This window comes from Bacillus sp. JAS24-2, from assembly GCF_008274905.1.
Taxonomy (GTDB): Bacteria; Bacillota; Bacilli; order Bacillales; family Bacillaceae_G; genus Bacillus_A; species Bacillus_A cereus.
Window position 1 is genome coordinate 1624602 of sequence record NZ_CP031068.1, and the last position, 18632, is coordinate 1643233.

Here is an 18632-nt window from a genome sequence, read left to right on the forward strand (position 1 = left end):
TTATTTTTCGAGAACACTCATATTCAAATTATAAGCTTTCTCAATATTTAACTTGTACGTCCCATTTCCAGTTTTAATCGAATTTTTATACCAATGTTCTTGGTTGTTTAATTCTGGATGTTCTTCTGAAGAAGTATTTTCGTTTTTCGTTAAATCTTCTACTTGTTCCCAAGGTGTACTTCCATGTGTTTCTTTTTGATTCGTTACTGCTGTTAAAGATACATCACTTTCTTTTGCAAGATGGACAGACACTCTTGAGCTTTCCTGTACAAACCAATTATTTTGTAATTGACCTGGATAAAGAGATAGTTCGTTATTTGAAGCACGGATTTCCACATTTTTATTTTGCGGAAGAACAAGCGTTGGTTTCACCTGTGGTGCTGAATTAAATAATGTATGCTGAACAGGTAAAGATTTTAAAGTGATATACATCGTTTCTCCAGCCGTTTGAACTGAAAGGAAATCATCTCGTTTTAAATTGAGTTTTTCATTTGCTTTCGTTGTCATTTCATAAGTTCCCAAAAGATGAATTTGATTTGTATTATTTCCCTCTATCGTTAGAGGCTGATGTCCTGCATCTACTACGATTTTTTTGATAGATTCAGGTATATCAAATTGTCCGTCTGGAATATTACTCGTTTGCCTCGTTGTGTTAATAGAGTGACGAACTTCTTCTAGTAATCCAGTTGATAATAAACAGTAAAAAGCAATTCCGACGCTTCCTAAAACGCCGATAAAGAAAATACTAAAAATATCATATTTAATAAATGATTGTTCCTTCTTAGAAAATAGAAGGTATAGTAAAACTTCGGCTCCAAGTATGATGAGTAAAACTGGCCACCATGCAGTTAGTGTATCTAATACTTGAATTCCTTTTACGACTGAAAATAGTAAAAAGCATCCTAACGATATAATAGAAAGCCCCATTGAGAATGTTCCAACACGCCAAGTCCTCATTCGCTTGTCCCACCTTTGTTTTCTTTATTTCCAAGTAACAATTTAAAGCCGCCGCCAATTAAAAGGAGCGCAACGATAGATGTTTGGAAATAGCGATAATATAGTTCACTAAGATGAATATTAAATATAGTTACAAAATAATCATTCAAAATAGGAAGGACTGTTTGATTTAATAAATAATAACCACCGAGTGTAATTAATCCGATACCGATCCATCTTTGATGATTTATAAAATAATCGATAATGGGTTCGTCTTGAACTCGTTCTTTTCCGTATTTTGCTGTTTGCTGTAACGCATCAAAAAAGCTATAGAACCAAATGATTGGTACTAAAAATAAAAACGCAGAAAGTCTTAATAAGTCGAGTAAATAAATAGATAGTAAGAAGGCTGCCATAAGCTGAAGACCACGGCGTTGTAAGCCTAAATACATATGACCTGCTCCAGGGAACATCGCTAAAATAGAAGCAAATGTTTTACTTTTCTTTCCCTGCTCTCGATGTTCTTCAAAATCTTCGAAAATAGTACGGTCAATTAATTGCTCGCCACGTTCTTTTTTCTGTAGTTGCTGAACAACGTCAAAGAAATTATAAATCCATAAAACAGGTAACGTAATAAGGAAGATAAGAAAACTTTCTTGCGATGTTAAAAGTGCAACGAAAATGATCATACTTCCGATTCCTGTGCAAGCTACTAAAAATGTAAGTCCGCGTTGCATAAGTCCTAATTGGAAATGGCCAAGTCCAGGGATGATGGATAAGAGAATGATATAAAATCGTTCGCTCTCTTTAGAGGAATTTATCACTTCTCCAGCTTCTTGCTTTTTCGTTTGGTTTATAATGGTGATAACTAAATCTAGTAAGTTAATTACCCATAGAACAGCTAGTAAAAATAGAGAAAGAAAAGCAATATCACGTTCTCTTACTACTATGGTACAAAATACTGCAAAGGAGAATAGAAATAGTGATCCTCCGCTATATAAAATAAACCGTCCTAGCTTTTTTAAGTATAAATGTCCAAGCCCAGGAATTAGCCCTAATACAAGTGCTAAAAAGGGATTTTTATTCATGCTTTGAACCTCCGTCCTTTTTCGATGTGTCTACCGATTTGTTTACAATTTGTTGTGAAATAGAAGACTCGTTATGTTTTGAAGATTTCTCTAAATTTGATGTCGCTGTAAAAATATACTGAAATAAACCACTTACCATAAAAATAATTGTAGCCGCAGTCGCAATTATGTAATGAATGATCGTGCGCTTTAGTGAGGTTGTTTTTATATTTTCATTAGACTGTAGTGTTTCAAAATTAATTTGCGTCATAACTTCGTTCGTAAATGAATCATCATTTATCATTGGAAGGTTTTCATGTTGTTCATCAATACTTTCCATATAAAGTGCTAAACAATGATCACATTCATAAAGATGTTCTTCCATAGATTCACGTTCATTACTTTCTATAAAATCTAATGTATAATTGCGCCAATCTTCTTTTGAATAATGCATCATAGAAACTCTTCCTCCTTCCAATGTTTTTTAATCCATTTTCGTGCTCGATACAGTTTCATTTCGACTGTTTTTACTTCGATGTTTTCCTGTAAAGCAATTTCTTGATAGCTCTTTTCTTCTAAGTAATGTGCGAGAACAACGTCACGGTAATTTTCGGGAAGTTCTCGCAGTTTTTGAGCAATGAGTAATTTTTGCTCTTTCGTCAATAATAAAGCCTCAATATTATGAGAGGACTGTATATTTTCCTCAGCTTCTTTACATAAGGAGAGTTCTTCACTTTCTCTAGCTTTCTTTCTCTTATAATCAATAGCGTGATTGGTGGCAATACGTGCCATCCACGTTTTTAATCCGCGAAATTGATAATTTGGGAGAGAGGTGTGAATTTTTACGAATACTTCTTGTGTAACATCTTTCGAATCTTCTTCATGTCTTAAAATAGAAAAGATAACTTGAAAAATATAATGACGATATGTTTGTACAAGGATACGAAAAGCATGCTCGCTTCCTTGCTGTGCTTTTTCAATTAATTGTTTTTCCTCAATCGGTCTCTCCCTCCTTTTTGACGCATTCTATTATATAGACGTAAAGAATGATAAGTCACCCTACACATTTTGTAAAAAAAGAATAATATATTTTTTGCGGGAGAGCTAGATGAAAAAAGGTGTGAAAAAATGGTAAAGAGAAGTATATAATGAGCAAGTAGGAAATGTTACACGGAGAAAGGATGTGAATGTTAGTAGGGAAAGGTCCATACTAACAAACATGAAAATTAAAATATTAATAGCAGATGATAACTCTTTTATTAGAGAAGGCATGAAAATTATTTTAAATACATACGAAGAGTTTGAAGTAGTAGATACTGTAAATGATGGGGAAGAAGCTGTAGCGTATTGTAAAAAGCATGAAGTTGATATTGCTCTTTTAGATGTTCGTATGCCAAATATGAACGGTGTAGAGGCGACGAAGTTCATTTGTGAAGAGACGAAAACAAAACCGCTTATTTTAACGACGTTTGATGATGATGAATATATTTTGGATGCAGTAAAAAACGGAGCGAAAGGTTATTTATTAAAAAATAACGATCCGGAGCGTATTCGTGATGCGATAAAAGGAGTATATAACGGTCAAACTGTTATGCAAGATGTTGTCCTCGATAAAATTAAGTCTAATTTAATGGAAAGTAAGGAGGAAGAATGTAAAATTGATAAGAGCCTTTTCACAGAAAGGGAGCTTAGTATTATCGCATTAATTGCAAAAGGTTTCTCAAATAAAGAAATTTCGAAACAGCTTTTTATATCTGAGGGAACAATTGCAAATTATATTACGTCAGTTTTAGGGAAAACTGGACTTGAACATCGCACACAAATTGCGATTTATTACTTAACAGGGAAAGTAGATTAATGATATGGAATTTTGGTTAACTGTAAGTAAATTAATTGTCTTTTTATATATTGTGTTCAGTTATATTTACGCAAATGTAGCAAATTTACCGTGGGTTATATTTACTTTACTTATTTACCTTTCTGTAAACGTAATGATTTCTATATTTAAAAAAGATACGTATAAAAAAATATTAATCTGTATGTCCATTGGCGTAGTTATGTTATTTACATGGAGGGTTCATCCATTTTTTATTTTGTTTTTACCTTTGAACTTATACGAAATTACATTCTATTACATAGAAAAGAATTGGCCAAGCTTTGTCGTTATGATGCTCCCAATTACGATTGCAGATGAAAGTATTCGAATGACTTATGGATTAATTGTTGCATTTTCTTTTCTCGTTTTAACTATTGCAGATCGATATATATCGCGTGTAGTAAAGCTTGAATCGCAAAATGATAAGATGCGAAAAGATATGCAACGACTTACGAAAAGCTTACATGAAAATAAAGAGTACATAAGACAATCTGAATACACATTTAAGCTAGAAGAGAGAAATCGGTTATCGCAAGAAATTCATGATAAAATTGGTCACTCGATGACGGGTGCACTTATTCAAATGGAGGCAGCAAAGAGGTTAATGGAAATAGATAAAGAAAAATCTGCGGAGTTATTACAAAATGCAATTCACATTTCAAAAGATGGAATTGAAAGTATTCGCATTACATTGAAAAATATGAAGCCACCAACTGAGCAAATTGGTATTCATCGTATGAAATTATTCATAGAGGAATTTGCCGGTAAGAATGATGTGAATATTCCTTTCGTTTATAAAGGGAACTTAGATATGATTTCTCCGATACAGTGGAAAATTATTGGTGAAAATGTTATGGAGGCATTAACGAACGCGATGAAGTATGCTGATGCGACAGTCATCTCAATTGATATTCATGTACTTAACAAGATGGTGAAAGTACAAGTGAAGGATAACGGAAAAGGTGCGGTTCTCGTTAAGAAAGGTCTCGGGATTATGGGGATGGAGGAGCGAACAGCGTCAGTAAACGGAAAAATTATTGTAGATGGAACAAGTGGTTTTGCAGTAACAATGTTGTTGCCGATATGAGGATGAATCATCTCATATGAAAAAAGTGAATAATCTCATGTGAAAAGAATGAACTTCTGCACTGAGCAGGTTCATTCTTTTTGTTTATACTAAAAGCAGAGAAACCGAAATAGGGGTGAAATGATGAATACATTAGAAATTAAAAATTTAACGAAAAAATTTGGTGATTTCATCGCAGTTGATAATATGTCTTTATCTATTAAAGAAGGAGAAATATTTGGCTTTTTAGGATCGAATGGTGCTGGTAAGAGTACAACGATTAATATGATTGCTGGTTTGTTAAGAAGTAATGAAGGCGAAATTAGCATACTAGGAAAAAATATAAAGAAACATAACCGATTTGCGAAGATGAATATCGGTATCGTTCCGCAAGATATTGCGATTTATGAAGAGTTAACTGCCTATGAAAATGTGAAATTCTTTGCTGGGTTGTACGGATTAAGAGGAGTTGAGCTAAAAGCGAGAGTGGAGGAAGCACTGCAATTTGTGGGGCTTAGCGATAAACATAAAAGTTATCCGAAAAACTTTTCTGGCGGGATGAAACGAAGATTGAATATTGCTTGTGCAATTGCACATAGACCGAAGTTAATTATTATGGATGAACCGACAGTTGGAATTGATCCGCAGTCAAGAAACTATATTCTTCAGTCTGTCCGGAAGTTAAATGAAATGGGAAGCACTATTATTTACACGAGCCACTACATGGAAGAAGTAGAAGAGATTTGTACGAAAATCGCAATTGTCGACCATGGTAAAGTGATTGCAGAAGGTACGAAAGAACAGTTAAAAGCGATTATTACAGATACGAAAGATATTTGGATTGAAGTGAAGTCAGTAGAAAATTTAGATGTAGAAAAGTTAAAAGAGATAAACGGTGTGAAAGCTGTTCAAATTGAAGAGAACGTAATCAAGGTAAACTCGGATGCAGGATTAAATAATTTAAATCAAATTATTCAGCATTTCATTAATCATGACATTGAAATTCGTTCGTTAGAGGAGCAGGCTCCAAACTTAGAAACAGTATTTCTTACGTTAACCGGAAGAAACTTACGAGATAAATAAAAGGTAAATGAAGAAAAGGTAAAGGGAGGTTCATCAATTGAACATCTTCAATATTGCAATTATGCATATTAAAAGAGATTTCAGAGACGTAAGAACTTTAGTTTTTATGTTAGCATTTCCGATTGTACTTATGCTTGTGTTAGGAACAGCGTTAACCAACGCATTTAATAGTGATAGTCATTCGATTAAAGATATACAAGTGCTATATAAAGATGAAGCGAGTAGCACGTTTTCTCAATCATTTGCAGCATTTACGAAAGAAGTGGATAAATCAGGTATTCATTTTAAAAAAGCTTCCGGCAGTATAGATGGGAAAGAAGAAGTGAAGAAAAATAAATATGCTGCTTATGTAGAGTTAAATAAAGATGGTGCAAAATTTTACGGAAGTGACAAAAGTAGTATTGAGGGGAGTATTGTGGAAGGAATGCTTACAACATTTGTTGATAAGTACAATGTAGCGGTCGAAGTTGCAAGAGTAGATCCTACTAAGGTGAGCACAGTTATTTCAAACGGAAACCATAATGATTATATAAAAGAAACATCTTTACAAGCTGCGAAAAAACCAGGTTCTATGGATTACTACGCGGTTGTAATGACAACGATGATTGCACTGTATGCTGCGATGGGAGCGAGTTCTTTAATTCGAGGAGAACGAATACGTAAAACAGGAGATCGTCTCATTGCTGCACCTATAAGTAAAGCTGAAATATTCATTGGAAAAGTACTTGGTAGCCTAGTAGCAAATGCCCTGTGCATATTACTCGTCATGTTATTTAGTAAATTTGTTTTTCAAGCGAATTGGGGCGACCATCTTGGAATCATATTTCTTATTTTATTAACACAAGTCTTTCTAGCAATTAGCTTCGGTTTAGGAATCGGATATATCACGAAAACAGCTGAAGCGTCTAGGGCAATTATTATGGTTGTTGTGCAATTAGCTTCTATTTTTGGAGGTGCATATTTCGTAGTAGAAGAAAATTTCGTTACGAATTTATCGCCATTAACTTGGGCAAATACAGCTGTTATGAAAATTATTTATGCAAATGATGTAGGGGCAGCACTACCAGTCATTTCTTTAAACATTGGAATTTCAGCACTCTTTTTATTAATTGCAATTATTGCATTACGTAGACGGGAGGGGCTATAGTATGAAGGATATTTTATGGCTCATACAAAAAACGTTATCTGTGCTTTTGAAAAATAAAAAAAGTTTACTAATTATAATTAGCTTGCCGATAATAGGGACGCTCATTTCCTTCTCGATATACGGAAATGCAGGGCAAGGAACGTTAAATATCGGGATTGTAAATAAAGAAAATGAGCCGATAGCAAATGATACGATAAAGTTTTTAGAAGGATTAAATCATGTGAATGTGAGTAAGGTTAAGGAGTCTCAAATAGAAGATAAACTCACTTCCAAAAAACTTGATGGAGTTATTACATTAGATTCTGGTTTTTCAAAAAGTGTTCGAGAAGGGAAACCAGAGCATATTGAAATTTCATCGATTAAAGGTGATCAAGTAACAGGATTTATAAAATCATATTTATATAATTATATTGATAATATAGCAGCTATTAGTAAAGTAGCCGGAACAGATCAAAGCACATTCGACAATATGTACGCAGGGTATCAAAAAAGTTCATTTAAAATGAAAACTGAGACGCTAGAAGATACTTCGAAAAATAAAGATATGACAAATCAAACGATGGGTTACCTTATTATGTTTATGCTGTTTTCAGCAGCGAACTTATCAGGTCATATTTTAAAAGAAAAAGAGAATAGAACGTACTTTAGACTATTATCAACGCCGATAGATGGGAAGAAGTTTATATTATCTAATGTCGGAGTAAATATCATAATACTAACAGTACAAATTTTGATTACAATCCTATTCCTAACGAATGTTTTTCATACGAATATCAATATGCCTTTCATAGTGATGATGGGCGTACTAATGCTATTTGCATTAATCGCAATTGGAATATCATTAGTCCTTGTAGCTTTTTCGAAAAACTCAGCATCGGCAAATGCGATGCAAAATATGATCATTGTACCAACATGCTTACTTGCTGGATGTTATTTCCCATATGACATTATGCCAAGTGCAGTACAAAAAGTAGCTAATTTTCTTCCGCAGCGCTGGTTGTTAGATACGATATCAAAACTACAGCAGGGAATACCATTCTCGGAGTTGTATTTAAATATTTTAATTTTATTCGCTTTCGCAATTGCATTCTTCTTAATTGCTATTTATAAGTTTGGAAGAAATAATGACGCGAGAAATTTTGTTTAATGTGAAAAGGTGTGGCTTAATGCCATACTTTTTTGTTTGAAACTTAGAGTATCTTTTGTAGTATAGGAATGCTTTTGTAGAGCACTTCGTTATGTGAAGCATGCAAAACATATTTATTTCCCTCTAGAAGAAAAACGCTATGTAGAACAGCGTTACCGTCACCATGTTTTGTAAGTAAATCACCGACGACTTTGCCGTCTGTCCATTTCAGTTTGGAATGTGAAGGGACGACTTGTAAATATTGAGTTGTTTCCTCTCCATCTCCGGCAATGAGTGTCGTTTCAATATTTCTTTTTTGTATAATAAATCTATTTGTATTTAATATATCGAGGAAAGGGTTTTTCATTTTCATCTTACTATAAGGAAGAAATGTAATAGAAGAGTCGGATTTTATAAATAAATAATTTCCGTAATCTTTACAAGGAATAACATCTTGTAATCCTGGAAAGTAAATGTGTATCGCCTCAACTTTATTGATTTTATGTAAGATGCTTAAGTAACAAATATATTGTTCCATATAAAAATGAACGATATTTATTTTAGAAGAGGCATGGATAGGGAGACTGCCTCCAGTCCAATAACTATAATTTGGTGGAGATCCAGCGTTTGGTGTGCAGAGTATTATAAGTTGATTCACATCATTTTTATATTCGTCACTTTGAACGTAAGAACGTCCAAGAAGGCCGCCCATACTATGACAAATTAAATTTAGTTTATCGCAACCTGTAATCTTTTTAGCATAAGCAATCGTTTGTAATAAATATTTTTGTGTAGAAAGAACAATACGCTGCCGCCAGTCATAAAAACAGATGAACAAGTCTTTATTTCGTTCGTACCCCATACTTTCTAGCATCATGATGAATGGTTCGTAAACAAATGCAGAAAGTCCAAAACTCCAATTACCAGTGCCGGGAATAATAATATTGCTCATTGAACCGAAAAGACCTGGGATAAAAACAATAGGAGTTTTTCCTTTTCTCATATTCGTATCTCCTTTAACTGTTTAGTATCAATAAAAATAAGAAATACATTTCGTATGAAAACATATTTAAATGAAACACTACGAAATAGTAAGGAATATGATTGGAAGGAAACCAAAATGATTAAAAAAATATTAAGAGTTACTTCTATTATTATTGCTATTTTCGTTTTTATTTTAATTTGTATGCATATCGATGTTACCTTAGGTAGGAAAATGGAAGCTGGAAAAAACATGCCGACAGAGTATGCGCCTCATTATAGTGATTTTCAATTATATGTAGAAGGGAAATCATTATATGAGCAGCTATTTGAAGATATTAAAAAAGCGAAAAGCTCCATCTACACTTATTTCTTCATTTTGTCGGATGATAAAAGTAGTCATACTTTTTTAAACTTATTAAAAGAGAAGGCAAAAGAAGGAGCAAACGTCTATTTATCAGTTGATCGCATGAATGATTTATCATTTGAAAGAAAGATGATAAATGAATTACGGGAAAGTGGTGTGCATTTTACATATAGTAGAAAACCTGCATTGCCATTCGGATTTTATTCACTTCACCATCGTAATCATCGCCGTATTACGACGATTGATGGGGATATTGGCTATACAGGCGGATTTAATATAGGAGATGAGTACTTAGGGAAAGATAAGCGATTTGGATATTGGCGTGATTATCATGTACGGCTTAAAGGAGAAGGAGCAAAAGATTTAGAACAGCAATTCGCTTTAGATTGGAAACGAGATACGAAAGAAGAGATAAAGAGGAGTACGAATAAAGCTAGTAAAGGGAATACATTACATACTATGACTAGTTACAATGGGCATTACGTTGCTGAAAAATATATAGAGCTCATAAAACAAGCTCAGCACTCCATTGTAATTGCAACGCCGTATTTTATAGCAAAAAATAAAGAGTCCATGAATGCTTTAATCGCAGCACAAAAGCGTGGTGTTACAGTAAAAATACTTTGGTCATATAAACCAGATCTACCTCTTATAAAAGAAGCGGCGTATCCATACATACGTCAAGCTGTTAATAATGGGATTACTGTATATGGGTATAAAAAAGGAATGTTCCATGGCAAATTAATGCTTATTGATAATGAATTAACCGTTATTGGTACAACAAACTTTACTTCGCGTAGCTTCAATATAAATGATGAAATGAATTTTTATATTTATGGTGGTCCTATTGTAGGACAAGTTAATAAGGCGTTAACAGAGGATTTTCATGATTCGAAAGAAATGACGAAAGAGTTTTTTGAAAAGTTATCTTTTTGGGAGCGTTGTAAGGAGAAAGTGGCGGGATTGGTTGAGTTCTATTTGTGATGATGGATTAGGAAAGGGTGCCTACAAAAGGCACCCTTTTTGGTGGGAAATCATTATTTTTCATGCACCAGCATCGTAACATCATCATTAATCAACGTCCCCACATGTTCACCTAAACATATTTTTTTCATCACTCCAGGCTCATCAAAGTTAAAGACATGTGCTGGTAAATTATAGTCCCGGGCAAGCAGTAATGCCGCTTGATCCATGACTTGTATATTTTGTCTAACGACATCATTATAGTTTAGTTTGCTGTACATTTTTGCTGATTTGTTATGCTTTGGATCACTTGTAAAAACACCATCGACACCTTGTTTTGCGACTAATATGGCATCACTATTCATTTCAATAGCCCTTTGTACACTTGGATAATCTGTTGTCACGAACGGTTGCCCGTTTCCGCCTCCAAAGATAACGATATAGCCGTTATCTAAATGGTGGACTGCACGTAAGCGAATGTATGGTTCAGCTACTGCATTAAATGGAATGGACGTCATAACGCGTACTTCTCTATTTGTTTTACTTGTTAAAACACCGCGAAGCATTAAGCTGTTAATGATTGTACCTAGTGTACCGATATTATCAGCTTCTACGCGATCAATTCCCCACTCTTCAGCTAGATGCCCCCTAAAAATATTACCGCCACCGATGACGATGGATACTTCGATACCTAAATCAACAATGGATAAAATTTCGTTTGCGATATGTTCTAATCGTTTGGAGTTAAAGCTATTTCCAGTTTGATCGGCAAGTGCACCGCCGCTTAATTTAATTAAGACACGTTTATATGGCCTCATAACAATTCCCCCTATATAGATCGCAATAAAAAAGGAACAAAGGCGAATGCCTTTGTTCCTTTTTAAGAAAATGAAAAAGAAAAGAAGAAGATAGGACGAATTGCTTTGTATAGTTTTTCATAACATCCACTCCTTTTCATTTTGATTTGTTTTAAGTATATATCTTTTTGATTATACGAAACAATCTGATTACTTATCAAGTTTATTTTATCGTTTTTTAACAAAATGGTGTCAATGAAAAAAAGAAGAAAAATATTTGAATTTTTTGTGACGAACTTGTAGGTTTTTGTATGATTTTGTAGGTTCGCTTATAAGATGTGTGAGTAGCTTTTATAAATTCAAATTGAAAGCGTTCGCATGAAGGGGATGAACATAAATGAAAAAATTCGGATTGGCAACACAAATTTTTGTCGCGCTTGTTTTAGGGATTGTAGTAGGGGCAGTCTTTTATGGCAATAAAACGGCGATTTCTTATATCACACCAATTGGGGATATATTTATTCACTTAATTAAGATGATTGTAGTACCAATTGTTATTTCAGCATTAATTGTTGCAGTAGCTGGTGTAGGAGATATGAAGAAGCTTGGGAAACTGGGTGGTAAGACAATTCTTTATTTCGAAATTATTACGACGATTGCTATTTTAATGGGATTACTTGCAGCGAATATATTCCAACCAGGTACTGGTGTTGATATGAGTAATTTACAGCAAAGTGATATTTCTTCTTATAAACAAACTGCAGATGCAACAGAGAAGAAAGGTTTCGCTGAGACAATTGTTCACATTGTACCGAAAAACGTATTTGAATCGATTGCACAAGGTGACCTATTACCGATTATATTCTTCTCAGTATTATTCGGCTTAGGAGTTGCGGCAATTGGGGAAAAAGGAAAGCCTGTCTTTAACTTTTTTGAAGGCGTACTCGAAGCCATGTTTTGGGTTACAAATCAAGTTATGAAATTTGCACCATTTGGTGTATTCGCATTAATTGCCGTTACGGTTGCAAAATTTGGTGTAGCAACACTACTTCCGCTAGGAAAACTAGTGCTAGCTGTATACGTAACTGTTATACTATTCGTTGTGATTGTATTAGGTATTAATGCACGAATGGTTGGAGTAAACATTTTTACATTAATAAAAATTTTAAAAGAAGAATTGATTCTTTCATTTACGACAGCAAGTTCAGAAGCTGTTTTACCTAATATAATGAGAAAAATGGAAGAGTTCGGTTGTCCAAAGGCAGTTGCCTCTTTCGTAATTCCGACAGGTTATACATTTAACTTGACTGGATCGGCTATTTATCAAGCGTTAGCGGCATTGTTTGTTGCACAAATGTACGGTGTGCACATGTCACTAACGGAGCAAATAACGTTATTATTCGTTCTCATGTTAACATCCAAAGGTATGGCGGGAGTTCCAGGTGCATCGTTCGTTGTTGTATTAGCAACGTTAGGTTCAATGGGGTTACCACTAGAAGGTATCGCATTAATTGCGGGAATTGACCGCATTTTAGATATGATTCGCTCATCTGTCAATGTATTAGGAAATGCATTAGCGGCCATTGTTATGTCGAAGTGGGAAGGCGAATTCGATAATGAGAAAGCAAAACAATATGTAGAAACAGTCAAAGAAACAAAAGCAGCATAAGAAATCGTTAAGGAGTGAATAATCATGGCAACATTAACTGAAGTTAAAAATGGTGTTCGAATTGAAAAAGATTTTTTAGGTGAAAAAGAAGTACCAAACTATGCATACTACGGCGTACAAACAATGCGTGCAGTTGAAAACTTCCCAATTACAGGATACAAAATCCATGAAGGTTTAATTAAAGCGTTCGCAGTTGTAAAAAAAGCTGCAGCGCTTGCGAATACAGATGTAGGAAGATTGGAATTAAACAAGGGCGGTGCGATCGCAGAAGCTGCTCAAGAAATTCTTGATGGAAAATGGCATGATCATTTCATCGTAGATCCAATCCAAGGCGGAGCGGGTACTTCAATGAACATGAATGCAAATGAAGTCATTGCCAATCGTGCTCTTGAATTATTAGGAATGGAAAAGGGAGACTATCATTATATTAGTCCAAATAGTCATGTAAATATGGCCCAATCAACAAATGATGCATTCCCAACGGCGATTCATATCGCAACGTTAAATGCATTAGAAGGCTTATTACAAACGATGGGTTATATGCATGATGTATTTGAATTAAAAGCCGAACAGTTCGATCATGTGATTAAAATGGGACGTACACATTTACAAGACGCTGTGCCAATTCGCCTTGGACAAGAATTTAAAGCGTACTCACGTGTACTTGAACGTGATATGAAACGCATTCAGCAATCACGTCAACACTTATATGAAGTGAACATGGGAGCAACTGCAGTTGGTACAGGCTTAAATGCAGATTCAGAATATATTGAAGCAGTTGTAAAACATTTAGCTGCAATTAGTGAATTACCGCTTGTTGGTGCAGAAGATTTAGTAGATGCGACGCAAAATACGGATGCTTATACTGAAGTATCTGCAGCGCTTAAAGTATGTATGATGAATATGTCTAAAATTGCGAATGACCTTCGCTTAATGGCATCAGGTCCGCGTGTTGGTTTAGCGGAAATTATGTTACCAGCTCGTCAACCAGGTTCATCTATTATGCCAGGGAAAGTAAACCCTGTTATGCCAGAAGTAATTAATCAAATTGCGTTCCAAGTAATTGGTAATGACCATACAATTTGCCTTGCTTCAGAAGCAGGACAATTAGAATTAAACGTGATGGAACCAGTACTTGTTTTCAACTTACTTCAATCGATTAGCATTATGAATAACGGTTTCCGTGCCTTTACAGATAATTGCTTAAAAGGAATTGAAGCGAATGAAGATCGCTTAAAAGAGTATGTTGAGAAAAGTGTAGGAATTATTACAGCCGTGAACCCTCATATCGGTTATGAAGCAGCAGCTCGCGTTGCGAAAGAAGCAATTGCAACAGGCCAATCCGTTCGAGAACTTTGTGTGAAAAATGGTGTATTGTCACAAGAAGACTTAGAGTTAATTCTAGATCCATTCGAAATGACACATCCAGGGATTGCAGGAGCAACTCTTTTAAAGAAAAATTAAAAGAAGAGGGGGGACAATCCCCTCTTTTTTGTTTACAATATAGAAATGCTATATATGAATAGAGGTAGGGATGTTATGAGCAAGTTTACAGTAGCTTCTAATGGTGCATTAGAAACAACATTAAGAGGAGCAGAAGTATTATCAACACCACTTTTAAATAAAGGGGTAGCTTTCACACAAAATGAAAGAGAAGAGTTAGGTTTAAAAGGGTTATTACCGCCAGCGGTTTTAACGTTAGAAGAACAGGCACGCCGAGCATACGAACAATTTAGTTCTCAGCCGGATGATTTATTAAAGAATGTATACTTAACTGCGTTACATGATCGAAATGAAGTATTATTTTATCGTATATTAACAGATCATTTACGTGAAATGTTACCGATTGTATATACACCAACTGTCGGTGTAGCAATTCAAAGATATAGTCATGAATATCGTAAACCACGTGGTGTTTATTTATCAATTAACGATCCATCAGGTATCGAAGAAGCATTCACGAATATCGGTGCAACAGCTGAGAACATTGATTTAGTCGTTGTAACAGATGGAGAAGGCATATTAGGAATTGGTGACTGGGGCGTTGGTGGTATTAACATCGCAATCGGAAAATTAGCTGTTTACACTGCTGCAGTTGGAATCGATCCTAGTCGTGTATTACCGGTAATTTTAGATGTAGGTACAAACCGTGAGGAGCTATTAAACAATCCATTTTATATTGGAAATCGTCACCCTCGTATAACAGGTAAAGCTTACGATGAATTTATTGATACGTTTGTACAAGCGGTAAACAAACAATTCCCGAAAGCACTTTTACATTGGGAAGACTTTAGCTCTCGTAACGCACGAAAAATTTTAGATAAATATCGTCATGATGTTTGTACGTTTAATGATGATATTCAAGGTACAGGTGCAGTTTCACTTGCGGCAGTATTATCGGCAGTGAAAGCTTCTGGTGTACCGCTAAGTGAACACCGCGTTGTTGTATTTGGTGCTGGTACGGCTGGAATCGGTATCGCAGATCAAGTTAGAGATGCGATGGTCCGCGTAGGCGTATCTGAAGAAGAATCATATAAGCGTTTCTGGTGTATTGATCGTAACGGGTTAGTTACAGATAATATGGAAGATCTTCTTGATTTCCAAATTCCGTACGCAAGAAAAGAAGTAGAAGTAAGTGGGTGGAAGCAAAATGATGTGATCGGACTTGCTGAAGTTGTGAAACATGTAAAACCGACAATTTTAATTGGTACATCTACTGTTGCAGGTGCATTTAAAGAAGAGATTATTAAAGAAATGGCTTCTCACGTAGAAAGACCAATTATTTTACCAATGTCGAATCCGACGCCACTTGCTGAAGCAAAACCAGCAGATTTAATCGAGTGGACAGAAGGAAGAGCGTTAGTTGCAACAGGAAGTCCATTTGAACCAGTTACATATAACGGTGTAACTTATGTGATTGGACAATCAAATAATGCACTGATTTTCCCAGGTCTTGGTCTTGGAACAATTGTAGTACGAGCAAGCGTCATGACGGATGGAATGTTCGCAGCAGCAGCTGAAGCAGTTGCAAGTATGGTAGATACAAGTCAGCCAGGAGCACCTATTTTACCAGAGGTCGAAGAATTACGTAATATCTCAGAAATGGTTGCAATTGAAGTAGCTAAAGTTGCAGTTGCAGAAGGTGTTGCAAGAGTGAACTTAAGTGATAACGATATCAAGATGGCAGTGAAAGAAGCAATGTGGAAGCCAGAGTATCGCCAAATAAAAGCGGTAGAAAAGGTTAGAATATAGAAAAAAAGCCCGTTTATAACAATAAGCGGGCTTTCGCTTTTACTACTGAAAAAAAGTATAGGAAGTGTCACCTTTGAATTGGAATCAATTATGGAAGAAAGATATGTCCCTTTTAATTATATTAATGGTCGTTGTTCCGATTGCTGGGGAGCTGAACTTTCATCCCTTTAATGATACGTTTCGAGTTAGCTTCGGTACACCGCTATTCTTCTTTTTATTATTATTTTTAAGAAGAGTACCAGCAGGAGTTGCAGGTATTCTTGTTGGTATATCTGTAGTCTTATTCCGAGTATGTCTTGACTGGATCATGCAAGGTTCATTTCATATGACAGAATCATTTTATTTGCGTTATCCTGTGTTCTTCTATTATTTTATTTATGGCAGTTTTTTTTCGCTTTGCAGGGTAAATAAGTTCCATCAGAAACCAATCATTATTGGATGCCTTGGAATTTCAATTGAAATTGTTGCAAGTATGTCAGAACTTGCGTTTTATCACATGTTAGTACTAGGTACAATAATAACGATTTCTGAAGTAAATAAACTCATCATTATTGCTATTTTTCGTAGTTTCTTTGCACTTGGTTTTTTAAATATGATGAATTTATATGAAACGAAATTAAAAGAATCGCAAGTTCGAAAAGAAAATGAAAATATGTTAATGCATCTTTCTAATTTATATGTGGAATCTGTTCATTTGAAAAAGACGTTACAAAATGCGGAGTTAATTACACAAGAAGCATATCAACTATATCGAAATTTACAAGTAAGCGCTGATTCAAGTAGTAAAACAGCATTGAAAATAGCGGGGGAAGTGCATGAAATAAAAAAGGATAATCAAAGGATATTTGCAGGATTATCTAAACTGTTATTAGATAAAAATGTGGCTGAATATGTAGAAGGACATGAGTTAGCAGAAATGATTGTTAGAATAAACGAGAAGTATGCTGAAATGCTAGAAAAGGATATACGTTTTTCTAAACATATAGAAGGTGAGCATGCTGCATATCACGTGTATACAGTTCTATCAATTTTTAATAACCTCGCTGCAAATGCAGTTGAAGCAATTGAAGATAAAGGTGTCGTTATTATTAAGCTATATAAAAGAGATCAACATATATTTTTTGAAGTAATTGACGATGGACCTGGTATTGCACAAAAGTATAAGAAATTAGTATTTAAGCCAGGGTTTACTTCCAAGTATGATCAAACGGGAACACCGTCAACTGGTATTGGGCTTTCTTACATAAATGAAATGGTAACAGAGCTAGGCGGAGAAGTGAGATTAGAAGGCCGAGAAAATAAAAGAGGATGTAAGTTTATCGTTTGTTTACCGGAGGGTAGTTTAAAGCGGGAAGGGGAATAGATTTGTTTTATTATATCGTAGACGATGATGAAGTTTTCCGTTCGATGCTTTCGCAAATTATTGAAGATGGAGATCTTGGAGAAGTAATTGGTGAGGCGGATGACGGAGCTTTTATTGAGGCGGATCAACTAAATTTTAAAAAAGTAGATATTTTATTTATTGATTTGTTGATGCCGATGAGGGACGGAATTGAAACAGTTCGTCACATTGCGTCAACTTTCACGGGGAAAATCATTATGATTTCTCAAGTGGAATCGAAGCAGCTTATAGGTGAGGCATATACACTTGGTGTAGAATATTATATTACAAAACCATTAAATAAAATCGAAGTTGTATCGGTTGTACGCAAAGTGATGGAGCGTATTAGATTGGAGCGTTCTATACACGATATTCAAAAATCATTGAATAACGTGTTTCAGTGGGAAAAACCGCAATTGCGTACTGAACCAGTGCAAGAAGGAAAAAAGATAGGGGATTTAGGGCGCTTTTTACTATCAGAACTCGGTATTGCGGGAGAGAATGGAAGTAAAGATTTACTTAGTATGCTGGAATATTTATATGGTCAAGAAAAGGCACAGACATTTGAGTTTGGCTTTCCTGCGTTAAAAGAAATTTTCCATCATATTACGATAAGAAAATTAGGGGATTTAGCTTTAGAGGCGGATATTGATAAAGAGAAAAAAGCGTCTGAACAAAGAGTACGTCGAGCTATTTATCAGTCGTTAAATCATTTGGCTTCTTTAGGATTAACAGACTTTTCAAATCCAAAATTTGAAAGCTATGCTCCAAAATTTTTCGATTTTACCGTAGTTAGAAAACGGATGACAGAAATGACGAAAGATGAACTCGCATCTTCTGGTCATACGCGAATTAATACGAAGAAGTTTATTCAAGTATTGTATTTTGAGGCGAAGAGGTTGATGGAGATAGAGTGAAGAA

Annotated in this window: 17 protein-coding genes; 11 read left to right on the top strand and 6 right to left on the bottom strand. The window is 35.0% G+C overall.

What is annotated here, in order from left to right:
• The 4 genes from exsE to DN407_RS08610 are packed head-to-tail and all read right to left on the bottom strand — an operon-like array spanning position 1 to position 3002.
• On the bottom strand, positions 1-957 hold the full coding sequence (gene exsE / locus DN407_RS08595; RefSeq protein ID WP_001261427.1) for an exosporium protein ExsE: 957 nt from the start codon (positions 955-957) through the stop codon (positions 1-3).
• Entirely contained in the window at positions 954-2024 is a 1071-nt protein-coding gene (locus DN407_RS08600; RefSeq protein ID WP_001039124.1) for a hypothetical protein, read from the bottom strand. The genes exsE and DN407_RS08600 overlap by 4 nt, the downstream gene beginning before the upstream one ends.
• Complete coding sequence (locus DN407_RS08605) at positions 2017-2460, bottom strand: hypothetical protein (protein ID WP_000972351.1); 444 nt, start codon at positions 2458-2460, stop codon at positions 2017-2019. The genes DN407_RS08600 and DN407_RS08605 overlap by 8 nt, the downstream gene beginning before the upstream one ends.
• Positions 2457-3002, bottom strand: coding sequence for an RNA polymerase sigma factor (locus DN407_RS08610; protein ID WP_306302920.1), 546 nt, complete (start codon positions 3000-3002; stop codon positions 2457-2459). The genes DN407_RS08605 and DN407_RS08610 overlap by 4 nt, the downstream gene beginning before the upstream one ends.
• 220 nt (positions 3003-3222) lie before the next feature.
• On the opposite strand from DN407_RS08610, the gene DN407_RS08620 reads away from it, so the two are divergent.
• From DN407_RS08620 to DN407_RS08640, 5 genes are all read left to right on the top strand, one after another.
• Complete coding sequence (locus tag DN407_RS08620) at positions 3223-3861, top strand: response regulator transcription factor (RefSeq protein ID WP_000694093.1); 639 nt, start codon at positions 3223-3225, stop codon at positions 3859-3861.
• Between the two features lie 4 nt (positions 3862-3865).
• Positions 3866-4966 carry a sensor histidine kinase gene (locus tag DN407_RS08625; protein WP_058839109.1) on the top strand — a complete coding sequence of 367 codons (1101 nt, stop codon included), beginning with the start codon at positions 3866-3868 and terminating at the stop codon, positions 4964-4966.
• A 123-nt stretch (positions 4967-5089) separates the two neighbouring features.
• Positions 5090-6028, top strand: coding sequence for an ABC transporter ATP-binding protein (locus DN407_RS08630; RefSeq protein WP_001093830.1), 939 nt, complete (start codon positions 5090-5092; stop codon positions 6026-6028).
• Between the two features lie 37 nt (positions 6029-6065).
• Entirely contained in the window at positions 6066-7175 is a 1110-nt protein-coding gene (locus tag DN407_RS08635) for an ABC transporter permease (RefSeq protein WP_098434624.1), read from the top strand.
• Position 7176: 1 nt separating this feature from the next.
• Positions 7177-8322: an ABC transporter permease gene (locus DN407_RS08640; protein WP_000651885.1), complete on the top strand. Its 1146-nt coding sequence runs from the start codon at positions 7177-7179 to the stop codon at positions 8320-8322.
• Between the two features lie 43 nt (positions 8323-8365).
• Here DN407_RS08640 and DN407_RS08645 read toward each other — a convergent pair whose 3' ends face one another.
• Positions 8366-9304: an esterase/lipase family protein gene (locus tag DN407_RS08645; protein ID WP_058839106.1), complete on the bottom strand. Its 939-nt coding sequence runs from the start codon at positions 9302-9304 to the stop codon at positions 8366-8368.
• A 117-nt stretch (positions 9305-9421) separates the two neighbouring features.
• On the opposite strand from DN407_RS08645, the gene cls reads away from it, so the two are divergent.
• The gene (gene cls / locus DN407_RS08650) at positions 9422-10633 is read left to right on the top strand and encodes a cardiolipin synthase (protein ID WP_097842585.1); all 1212 of its coding nucleotides are present in this window, start codon (positions 9422-9424) and stop codon (positions 10631-10633) included.
• 53 nt (positions 10634-10686) lie between these two features.
• Here cls and pyrH read toward each other — a convergent pair whose 3' ends face one another.
• Positions 10687-11430 (bottom strand): UMP kinase, encoded by a 744-nt coding sequence (gene pyrH, locus DN407_RS08655; protein ID WP_001248059.1) that lies wholly within the window; start codon positions 11428-11430, stop codon positions 10687-10689.
• Positions 11431-11806: 376 nt separating this feature from the next.
• Here pyrH and DN407_RS08660 point away from each other — a divergent pair, with 376 nt between their 5' ends.
• The 5 genes from DN407_RS08660 (at position 11807) to DN407_RS08680 (ending at position 18628) form a co-directional block, all read left to right on the top strand.
• Complete coding sequence (locus DN407_RS08660) at positions 11807-13078, top strand: cation:dicarboxylate symporter family transporter (protein WP_000713291.1); 1272 nt, start codon at positions 11807-11809, stop codon at positions 13076-13078.
• Between the two features lie 24 nt (positions 13079-13102).
• Entirely contained in the window at positions 13103-14542 is a 1440-nt protein-coding gene (aspA, locus tag DN407_RS08665) for an aspartate ammonia-lyase (RefSeq protein ID WP_086423778.1), read from the top strand.
• A 75-nt stretch (positions 14543-14617) separates the two neighbouring features.
• Positions 14618-16330 (top strand): oxaloacetate-decarboxylating malate dehydrogenase, encoded by a 1713-nt coding sequence (malS, locus tag DN407_RS08670; RefSeq protein ID WP_002100899.1) that lies wholly within the window; start codon positions 14618-14620, stop codon positions 16328-16330.
• 64 nt (positions 16331-16394) lie between these two features.
• Positions 16395-17693: a sensor histidine kinase gene (locus DN407_RS08675; protein ID WP_074595886.1), complete on the top strand. Its 1299-nt coding sequence runs from the start codon at positions 16395-16397 to the stop codon at positions 17691-17693.
• A 2-nt stretch (positions 17694-17695) separates the two neighbouring features.
• Positions 17696-18628 (top strand): response regulator, encoded by a 933-nt coding sequence (locus DN407_RS08680; protein ID WP_000500302.1) that lies wholly within the window; start codon positions 17696-17698, stop codon positions 18626-18628.
• Positions 18629-18632: the final 4 nt, after the last annotated feature.

Bases quoted from the DNA above. Each gene is read 5' to 3' on its own strand.
- exsE (WP_001261427.1), bottom strand. From the start codon at position 957: ATGAGGACTTGGCGTGTTGGAACATTCTCAATGGGGCTTTCTATTATA.
- DN407_RS08600 (WP_001039124.1), bottom strand. From the start codon at position 2,024: ATGAATAAAAATCCCTTTTTAGCACTTGTATTAGGGCTAATTCCTGGG.
- DN407_RS08605 (WP_000972351.1), bottom strand. From the start codon at position 2,460: ATGATGCATTATTCAAAAGAAGATTGGCGCAATTATACATTAGATTTT.
- DN407_RS08620 (WP_000694093.1), top strand. From the start codon at position 3,223: ATGAAAATTAAAATATTAATAGCAGATGATAACTCTTTTATTAGAGAA.
- DN407_RS08625 (WP_058839109.1), top strand. From the start codon at position 3,866: ATGGAATTTTGGTTAACTGTAAGTAAATTAATTGTCTTTTTATATATT.
- DN407_RS08630 (WP_001093830.1), top strand. From the start codon at position 5,090: ATGAATACATTAGAAATTAAAAATTTAACGAAAAAATTTGGTGATTTC.
- DN407_RS08640 (WP_000651885.1), top strand. From the start codon at position 7,177: ATGAAGGATATTTTATGGCTCATACAAAAAACGTTATCTGTGCTTTTG.
- DN407_RS08645 (WP_058839106.1), bottom strand. From the start codon at position 9,304: ATGAGAAAAGGAAAAACTCCTATTGTTTTTATCCCAGGTCTTTTCGGT.
- cls (WP_097842585.1), top strand. From the start codon at position 9,422: ATGATTAAAAAAATATTAAGAGTTACTTCTATTATTATTGCTATTTTC.
- pyrH (WP_001248059.1), bottom strand. From the start codon at position 11,430: ATGAGGCCATATAAACGTGTCTTAATTAAATTAAGCGGCGGTGCACTT.
- DN407_RS08660 (WP_000713291.1), top strand. From the start codon at position 11,807: ATGAAAAAATTCGGATTGGCAACACAAATTTTTGTCGCGCTTGTTTTA.
- aspA (WP_086423778.1), top strand. From the start codon at position 13,103: ATGGCAACATTAACTGAAGTTAAAAATGGTGTTCGAATTGAAAAAGAT.
- malS (WP_002100899.1), top strand. From the start codon at position 14,618: ATGAGCAAGTTTACAGTAGCTTCTAATGGTGCATTAGAAACAACATTA.